The sequence below is a fragment of the Streptomyces sp. NPDC025793 genome (assembly GCF_055558375.1).
In genome coordinates, this window is sequence record NZ_JBVHMR010000001.1 from 778,308 (window position 1) to 785,129 (window position 6,822).

The 6,822-nt window shown below is 68.8% G+C and carries 8 protein-coding genes; 4 read left to right on the plus strand and 4 right to left on the minus strand.

What is annotated here, in order from left to right; all coding sequences use genetic code 11:
* Positions 1 to 39 precede the first annotated feature (39 nt).
* Entirely contained in the window at positions 40 to 828 is a 789-nt protein-coding gene (locus tag ACZ4MF_RS03715; protein WP_467489435.1) for a hypothetical protein, read from the minus strand.
* A gap of 150 nt (positions 829 to 978) precedes the next feature.
* Between ACZ4MF_RS03715 and ACZ4MF_RS03720 the strand changes: the two genes are divergently transcribed.
* The 3 genes from ACZ4MF_RS03720 to ACZ4MF_RS03730 all read left to right on the plus strand — a co-directional run bounded on the left by ACZ4MF_RS03720 (position 979) and on the right by ACZ4MF_RS03730 (position 3,338).
* Entirely contained in the window at positions 979 to 1,776 is a 798-nt protein-coding gene (locus ACZ4MF_RS03720) for an ABC transporter ATP-binding protein (RefSeq protein WP_356031098.1), read from the plus strand.
* 61 nt (positions 1,777 to 1,837) lie between these two features.
* Positions 1,838 to 2,269 (plus strand): NfeD family protein, encoded by a 432-nt coding sequence (locus ACZ4MF_RS03725; RefSeq protein WP_467489437.1) that lies wholly within the window; start codon positions 1,838 to 1,840, stop codon positions 2,267 to 2,269.
* 109 nt (positions 2,270 to 2,378) lie between these two features.
* Complete coding sequence (locus ACZ4MF_RS03730; protein WP_356031101.1) at positions 2,379 to 3,338, plus strand: SPFH domain-containing protein; 960 nt, start codon at positions 2,379 to 2,381, stop codon at positions 3,336 to 3,338.
* A 39-nt stretch (positions 3,339 to 3,377) separates the two neighbouring features.
* Here the strand turns inward: ACZ4MF_RS03730 and ACZ4MF_RS03735 are convergent, their stop codons facing one another.
* From ACZ4MF_RS03735 to ACZ4MF_RS03745, 3 genes are all read right to left on the minus strand, one after another.
* A complete protein-coding gene (locus tag ACZ4MF_RS03735) occupies positions 3,378 to 3,884 on the minus strand; it encodes an HNH endonuclease (RefSeq protein ID WP_356031102.1) in 507 nt (168 codons plus the stop codon).
* A 167-nt stretch (positions 3,885 to 4,051) separates the two neighbouring features.
* A complete protein-coding gene (locus tag ACZ4MF_RS03740) occupies positions 4,052 to 4,591 on the minus strand; it encodes a YbhB/YbcL family Raf kinase inhibitor-like protein (RefSeq protein ID WP_467489439.1) in 540 nt (179 codons plus the stop codon).
* Positions 4,592 to 4,636: 45 nt separating this feature from the next.
* A complete protein-coding gene (locus tag ACZ4MF_RS03745) occupies positions 4,637 to 5,419 on the minus strand; it encodes a sporulation protein (protein WP_467489440.1) in 783 nt (260 codons plus the stop codon).
* A 99-nt stretch (positions 5,420 to 5,518) separates the two neighbouring features.
* Between ACZ4MF_RS03745 and ACZ4MF_RS03750 the strand changes: the two genes are divergently transcribed.
* The gene (locus tag ACZ4MF_RS03750; protein WP_467489442.1) at positions 5,519 to 6,169 is read left to right on the plus strand and encodes a DNA-3-methyladenine glycosylase; all 651 of its coding nucleotides are present in this window, start codon (positions 5,519 to 5,521) and stop codon (positions 6,167 to 6,169) included.
* Positions 6,170 to 6,822: the final 653 nt, after the last annotated feature.

Below are 6,822 nucleotides of genomic sequence, written 5' to 3' on the forward strand. Positions count from 1 at the left end.
CTCCCCCCGGCACCGCCGCCCGGGGGGAGCCGCTCGCGTTCAGCGCGCCCCGCGCTCCCGCTCCTCCACGATCGAGTTGTACGCGGCCACCTGCGCCCGCCGTGCCGTTCGCTCCACGGGCCGCAAGGTCTCGGCCCGCGCGGCCATCTCACCGGCACTGACCGCACCCCCGTGCCCGTTGCCGTACGCCAGCGACACCAGCAGCGCGACCCGCCGCGCCAGCTCCAGCACCCGCACCGCGCGTGGCGGATACCCCGGCGCCAGCACCTCCCGGCCGTGCTCGGCCCGCGCCCGGTACGCGTCGATCGCCGCCTCCGCCACCGGACCGGACGCGGCGACATCGAGCTTCGACAGCACCTCGGTCGCCTCGCGCAGCGCCTCCGCCAGCTCCCGCTCGGCCTCGCCCAGCGACGGCACGTCGGCGGGCGGCGCCTCCCGCACCGGCAGTACGTGCCAGACCACCTCGGCATGCACGTCCCCCGAGGGCCCGACCTCGTACACCTCCGGCACCAGACCCAACGCCGCACCGCAGCAGAGCACCGCCTCCTCGGCCTCCAGCGCCCGCGCGTTGAACTCCGACGGACCGCTCAGCCCCAGCGGATGGCCGGGCGCCGGCAGCGCCACTCGCAGCCCCGTCGCCCCCAGCGTCCGCAGCCGGCCCAGCGCGAGCGTGAGCCCGACCGGAGCGGACTCGCCGGGCAGCCCCTCCACCCGGTGCACCGCGTCCTCGCCGACGATGGCGAGAGCGGCGTCGTCCGGAGAGACAAGTCCGACCAAAAGGGCATTTCCCCAAGCGGCGAGGCGTCCTGAACGCGGTTCCGAGAGCATGCCCCCACCCTAAGGACCGGACCGATGGAATGGAGCCGGGCACTCGTGGCGTAGATTTCATGAGGGCCTCGCCCACAAGCGCGGCGGCCCGAGCCACAGGCGTACGCGACAGCCGAGACCGGCCACACTGCAAGGGGAGACAACGCGCTCATGAGCGATGTTCTGGAGCTTCAGGACGTATCCGTGGTCCGTGAGGGCCGGGCTCTGGTGGACCAGGTCTCCTGGTCGGTGAAGGAGGGCGAGCGCTGGGTCATCCTCGGCCCCAACGGCGCGGGCAAGACCACCCTCCTGAACGTCGCCTCCAGCTACCTCTACCCCAGCCAGGGCACCGCCACGATCCTCGGCGAGACCCTCGGCAGGCCCGGCACCGACGTCTTCGAGCTGCGCCCCCGCATCGGCGTGGCCGGCATCGCCCTCGCCGAGAAGCTCCCCAAGCGCCAGACCGTCCTCCAGACCGTTCTCACCGCCGCCTACGGCATGACCGCCGGCTGGCAGGAGGAGTACGAGGACGTCGACGAGCAGCGCGCCCGCGCCTTCCTCGACCGCCTCGGCATGAGCGACTACCTCGACCGGAGGTTCGGCACCCTCTCCGAGGGCGAGCGCAAGCGCACCCTCATCGCCCGCGCCCTGATGACCGACCCGGAACTGCTCCTCCTCGACGAGCCCGCCGCCGGCCTCGACCTCGGCGGCCGCGAGGACCTGGTCCGCCGCCTCGGCCGGCTCGCCCGCGACCCGATCGCCCCCTCCATGATCATGGTCACGCACCACGTCGAGGAGATCGCCCCCGGCTTCACCCACGTCCTCATGATCCGCCAGGGCAAGGTCCTCGCCGCCGGCCCGATCGAGCTGGAGCTCAGCTCCCGCAACCTCTCCCGCTGCTTCGGCCTCCCCCTCGTCGTCGAGCAGGTCGGCGACCGCTGGACCGCCCAGGGCCTGCCCCTGTCCTGACCCCGCCGCACTTCCCTTTTGCGCCCTGTCCGCCGTCCGACCGCCGCCCTACCATGACCGTGTGAACGACATCGACGCATGGGTGTGGTGGCTCGTCGGCGCGGCGGCACTCGGGATCCCGCTCGTCGTCACCGCGATGCCGGAGTTCGGCATGCTCGCGGTGGGAGCCGTCGCGGCCGCGGTCGCCGCCGCACTCGGCTTCGACGCCGTCGTCCAGGTCCTCGCGTTCGTCATCGTCTCCGTCGCGCTCATCGCCGTCGTCCGGCCCATCGCCGCCCGGCACACCAGGCAGAGCCCCCGACTCGCCACCGGAATTGACGCGTTGAGAGGCAAGCAAGCCGTCGTGCTGGAGCGGGTCGACGGCTCCGGCGGCCGTATCAAACTCGCCGGCGAAGTCTGGTCGGCCCGCGCCCTGGACACCGAACGCGCCTACGAAGCCGGCCAGGAGGTGGACGTCGTGGAGATCGAGGGAGCCACCGCGATCGTCATCTGAGCCATCCGACAAGCGAGTTGGGCGCCAGTCTGTCAGACTCGACCAGCAAGATCTTCCACAGTCATGAATCTGCCGAAGAGGCGCGGCGGAGAGGGGTACGGGGAACACGATGGAACCGGTCATCATCGTCCTGGTCATTCTGGTGGTGTTGGTCTTCATCGCCCTGATCAAGACCATCCAGGTCATCCCACAGGCCAGCGCCGCCATCGTCGAGCGCTTCGGCCGCTACACGCGCACCCTCAACGCGGGCCTCAACATCGTGGTCCCGTTCATCGACACCATCCGCAACCGCATCGACCTGCGCGAACAGGTCGTGCCGTTCCCGCCCCAGCCGGTGATCACCCAGGACAACCTGGTCGTCAACATCGACACGGTGATCTACTACCAGGTCACGGACGCCCGCGCCGCCACCTACGAGGTCGCCAGCTACATCCAGGCGATCGAGCAGCTGACGGTCACCACGCTCCGCAACATCATCGGCGGCATGGACCTCGAACGCACCCTCACCTCCCGCGAGGAGATCAACGCGGCCCTGCGCGGCGTCCTCGACGAAGCCACCGGCAAGTGGGGCATCCGCGTCAACCGCGTCGAGCTGAAGGCCATCGAACCGCCGACCTCCATCCAGGACTCGATGGAGAAGCAGATGCGCGCCGACCGTGACAAGCGCGCCGCGATCCTCACCGCCGAAGGTACGCGCCAGGCCGCCATCCTCACCGCCGAGGGCGAGAAGCAGTCCCAGATCCTGCGCGCCGAGGGTGAGGCCAAGGCCGCCGCCCTGCGCGCCGAGGGCGAGGCCCAGGCGGTCCGTACGGTCTTCGAGGCCATCCACGCCGGCGACCCGGACCAGAAACTCCTGTCCTACCAGTACCTCCAGATGCTCCCGAAGATCGCCGAAGGCGACGCCAACAAGCTCTGGATCGTCCCGAGCGAGATCGGCGACGCCCTCAAGGGCCTCTCCGGCGCGATGGGCAACTTCGGCCCCCTGGGCGGCGGTTCGGGAGGCGGCGGCAACTCCATCCCGCCCCAGAACAACGGCACGGAACGCCGGGAGAAGCCCAGCATCGACTAGCGGCACACGGGATGCCGCCGAAGCGAACTCGGCAGACGCTCAGGCGGCATCCCGGGCAAGCCACTCCGGCAGCGCCGCGAAGTCCTCCTGCCCCAGCGCCAGGAGCATCGCGTCCGCCGGTGTCGGCTCGAACGGCTCCCGCAGCAGCTCCATCCCCGCCTGCTCCGGAGTCCTGTCGGCCTTCCGGTGATTGTCCTCCGCACACGCGGCGACGGTATTCAGCCACGTGTCCTGCCCACCCTGCGCCCGCGGCAGCACATGGTCCACCGTCGTCGCCCTGCGCCCGCAGTACGCGCACCGGTGCCGGTCCCGGACCAGCACCCCCCGCCTCGACCACGGAGCTTGTCTTCGGAACGGCACCCGTACATACCTGCACAGTCTGATCACCCGCGGCGCGGGTATGTCCACAGCGGCACCGCGCATGCGCAGTTCGGGATGGGCCTGCTCGACGACGGCCTTGTCCTGGAGCACCAGGACGACAGCTCGGTTCAAGGTCACCGTCGACAGCGGCTCGAAGCTCGCGTTCAGCACCAGCGTGTCCCGCATCCAGCCCACCTCCCGTGTGCACCTGCCCAGCCCCGGCGGGCTTGGATCAACTCTGGACGGGCGCGCCGAGATGGACAACGCAATAAAAAATGCCCGCCTCCGATCACTTCCAAGACCGGAGGCGGGCAAACGTTCAATGAACGCTCGACTGAATCCCGGCGCCGCGCTCAGCCCTGCCTGCGGTTCTCGTACTCACCGATGAGCTGGGCACGCGCGATCGCGTGGAACCGCAGATTGAATCCGACGACGGCCGGCGACACATCGCCGTCCGGGCCGAGCTTCTCCTGGTCCACCGCGTACACCGTGAAGACGTACCGGTGCGGCCCGTCCCCGGGCGGCGGCGCGGCACCGCCGAAGTCCTTCGACCCGTAGTCGTTGCGCACGTGCACCGCACCCGCCGGCAGCCCCTTGAAGCCGGCGCTGCCCGCACCCGCCGGCAACTCCGTCACCGGGGCCGGGATGTCGAACAGGACCCAGTGCCAGAACCCGCTGCCGGTCGGCGCGTCGGGGTCGTAGCAGGTCACGGCGAAGCTCTTGGTCTCCGGCGGGAAGCCCTCCCAGCGCAGCTGCGGCGAGGTGTTGCCCTCCGCGTAGACCTGAGCGTCCTTGAGCGTCGCGCCCTCCTGGACGTCCTCGCTCGTCACCGTGAACGACGGCACGGGCGGATGGAAATCGTGGGGGAGCGGCCGCCGCTTCAGCTCGGTCACCTCGGTACCTCCTGATCGATGATCTGGAACCAGCAGTTCCCGAGCCTAGAACCAGTTGCGCCTGCTGCCGACCTCGGACAGCCACTGGTTGAGGTAAGCCGCCCAGTCGGTCCCCTGCCAGTCGTTCAGCCCCACCTGGAAGGACCGGAAGGTGTCCGAACCCTCGCTGAACAGACCCGGCTTCTTGTCCATCTCCAGCACGACGTCCATCGCGTGCGCGTCGGCCACGAAGCTCAGCTCGACCTGGTTCAGCCCCCGGTACTGGGACGGCGGGTAGAACTCGATCTCCTGGTAGAAGGGGAGCGTCTGCCGCGTACCCCGGATGTGGCCGCGCTCCATGTCCGCGTTCTTGAACCGGAAGCCCAGCTGGATGAAGGCGTCCAGGATCGCCTTCTGCGCCGGCAGCGGATGGACGTTGATCGGGTCCAGGTCGCCGGAGTCCACCGCCCGCGCGATCGCCAGCTCGGTCGTCACCCCGATGTGCATCCCGCGCAGCGCCTGCCCGTCGATCATCGTGACCGGCGTCTCCCAGGGGATCTCCAGTCCGAACGGCACCGCGTGCACCGCGCCCGCCTGCAGCTCGAAGGCCCCGCCGAGCCGCACCCTGGTGAACTCGATGTCCTGCTTGTACTCCTGGTCGCCGCTCTCCACCTCGACCTTGGCCTGGAGCCCGACCGACAACCCCTCGATGTTCTGGTTCACGGACCCGCCCTGGATACGCACCTCACCCTGGACGACGCCACCAGGCACCGCGTTGACCTCCGTCAGCACGGTCTCGACCGAAGCCCCACCGGCACCGAGGCTCGCGAGCAGCTTCTTGAACGCCATTGACTCTCCCTTTACGACGGACCTCGACCCCTACAAACGCGCTCCATCCCCGACCGGTTCCGCCGGCGCCGCGCCGCGCCTGCACTAATCTCGGGCGGCATGATCGCGTCCCCGGACCGTACGCCGTTGCCCAGAGCCTTCTTCGACCGCCCGGTCCTGGAGGTGGCGCCCGATCTCCTCGGCCGCGTCCTCGTCCGTACGACCCCCGACGGCTCGATCGCCCTCCGCCTCACGGAGGTGGAGGCGTACGACGGCCCGAACGACCCCGGCTCACACGCCTATCGAGGCCGCACCGCCCGCAACGAGGTGATGTTCGGACCCCCCGGACACGTGTACGTCTACTTCACCTACGGCATGTGGCACTGCATGAACCTCGTCTGCGGCCCCGAGGGCCGGGCGAGCGCCGTCCTGCTCCGCGCAGGCGAGGTCATCGAGGGTGCCGACCTCGCCCGCAAACGTCGACTTTCGGCCCGTAACGACAAGGAACTGGCCAAAGGCCCGGCCCGTCTGGCCACCGCCCTGGAGGTCGACCGCGCCCTGAACGGCACGGACGCGTGCGCCACCGGCGAGACGCCTCTGCGCATGCTCACCGGCAGGAAGATCCCCGCTCACCAGGTACGGAACGGCCCGCGCACCGGAGTCGCCGGCGAAGGCGGCAACGGCGAGGTCCATCCCTGGCGTTACTGGGTCGACGACGACCCGACGGTGAGCCCCTACCGGGCCCATGTACCGAGGCGCCGCTCAAGTTGACGCGTCCTGGGGAAGTGCGTAATGTATCCCGAGCCGCTGAACCGGGTACGGCAATCGCCAGCAGCCGGAGCGGCCACCCCACTACCTAGCTACAGCCCCTTCGCGGGGTCGAATTCGGCGCGCCCGCGTGCTCGAAATCCGAACTCGCGGGACTCGATTATGAGTCGCTGAGGAAATGAGCTAGCGTAGTGAATGTCGAAAGGCCGACGGACGAAAAGCCAAAAGCCCAAAGACAACCCGCCGACTGGGAGTCAGACGCCGAAAGGATCTGATAGAGTCGGAACCGCCGGAAAGGGAAACGCGAAGCGAAAGCGGAGCGGGAACCTGGAAAGCACCGAGGAAATCGGATCGAGAAAAGATCTGATAGAGTCGGAAACACCGAAGGGAAGCCCGGAGGAAAGCCCGAGAGGGTGAGTACAAAGGAAGCGACCGTTCCTTGAGAACTCAACAGCGTGCCAAAAATCAACGCCAGATTAGTTGATACCCCGTCTCCGGTCATCATGATCGGGGCGAGGTTCCTTTGAAAAACACAGCGAGGACGCTGTGAACCGGGGGGACTATTCCTCCTCCTGGTTCCGCTCTCGTGGTGTTCATCCCGATCACGGGAAAACATTCACGGAGAGTTTGATCCTGGCTCAGGACGAACGCTGGCG

Coding starts and splice junctions, on each gene's coding strand:
- ACZ4MF_RS03730 (WP_356031101.1), top strand. CDS start 2,379: ATGGAACCGGTCATCATCGTCCTGGTCATTCTGGTGGTGTTGGTCTTC.
- ACZ4MF_RS03715 (WP_467489435.1), bottom strand. CDS start 828: ATGCTCTCGGAACCGCGTTCAGGACGCCTCGCCGCTTGGGGAAATGCC.
- ACZ4MF_RS03745 (WP_467489440.1), bottom strand. CDS start 5,419: ATGGCGTTCAAGAAGCTGCTCGCGAGCCTCGGTGCCGGTGGGGCTTCG.
- ACZ4MF_RS03735 (WP_356031102.1), bottom strand. CDS start 3,884: ATGCGGGACACGCTGGTGCTGAACGCGAGCTTCGAGCCGCTGTCGACG.
- ACZ4MF_RS03720 (WP_356031098.1), top strand. CDS start 979: ATGAGCGATGTTCTGGAGCTTCAGGACGTATCCGTGGTCCGTGAGGGC.
- ACZ4MF_RS03750 (WP_467489442.1), top strand. CDS start 5,519: ATGATCGCGTCCCCGGACCGTACGCCGTTGCCCAGAGCCTTCTTCGAC.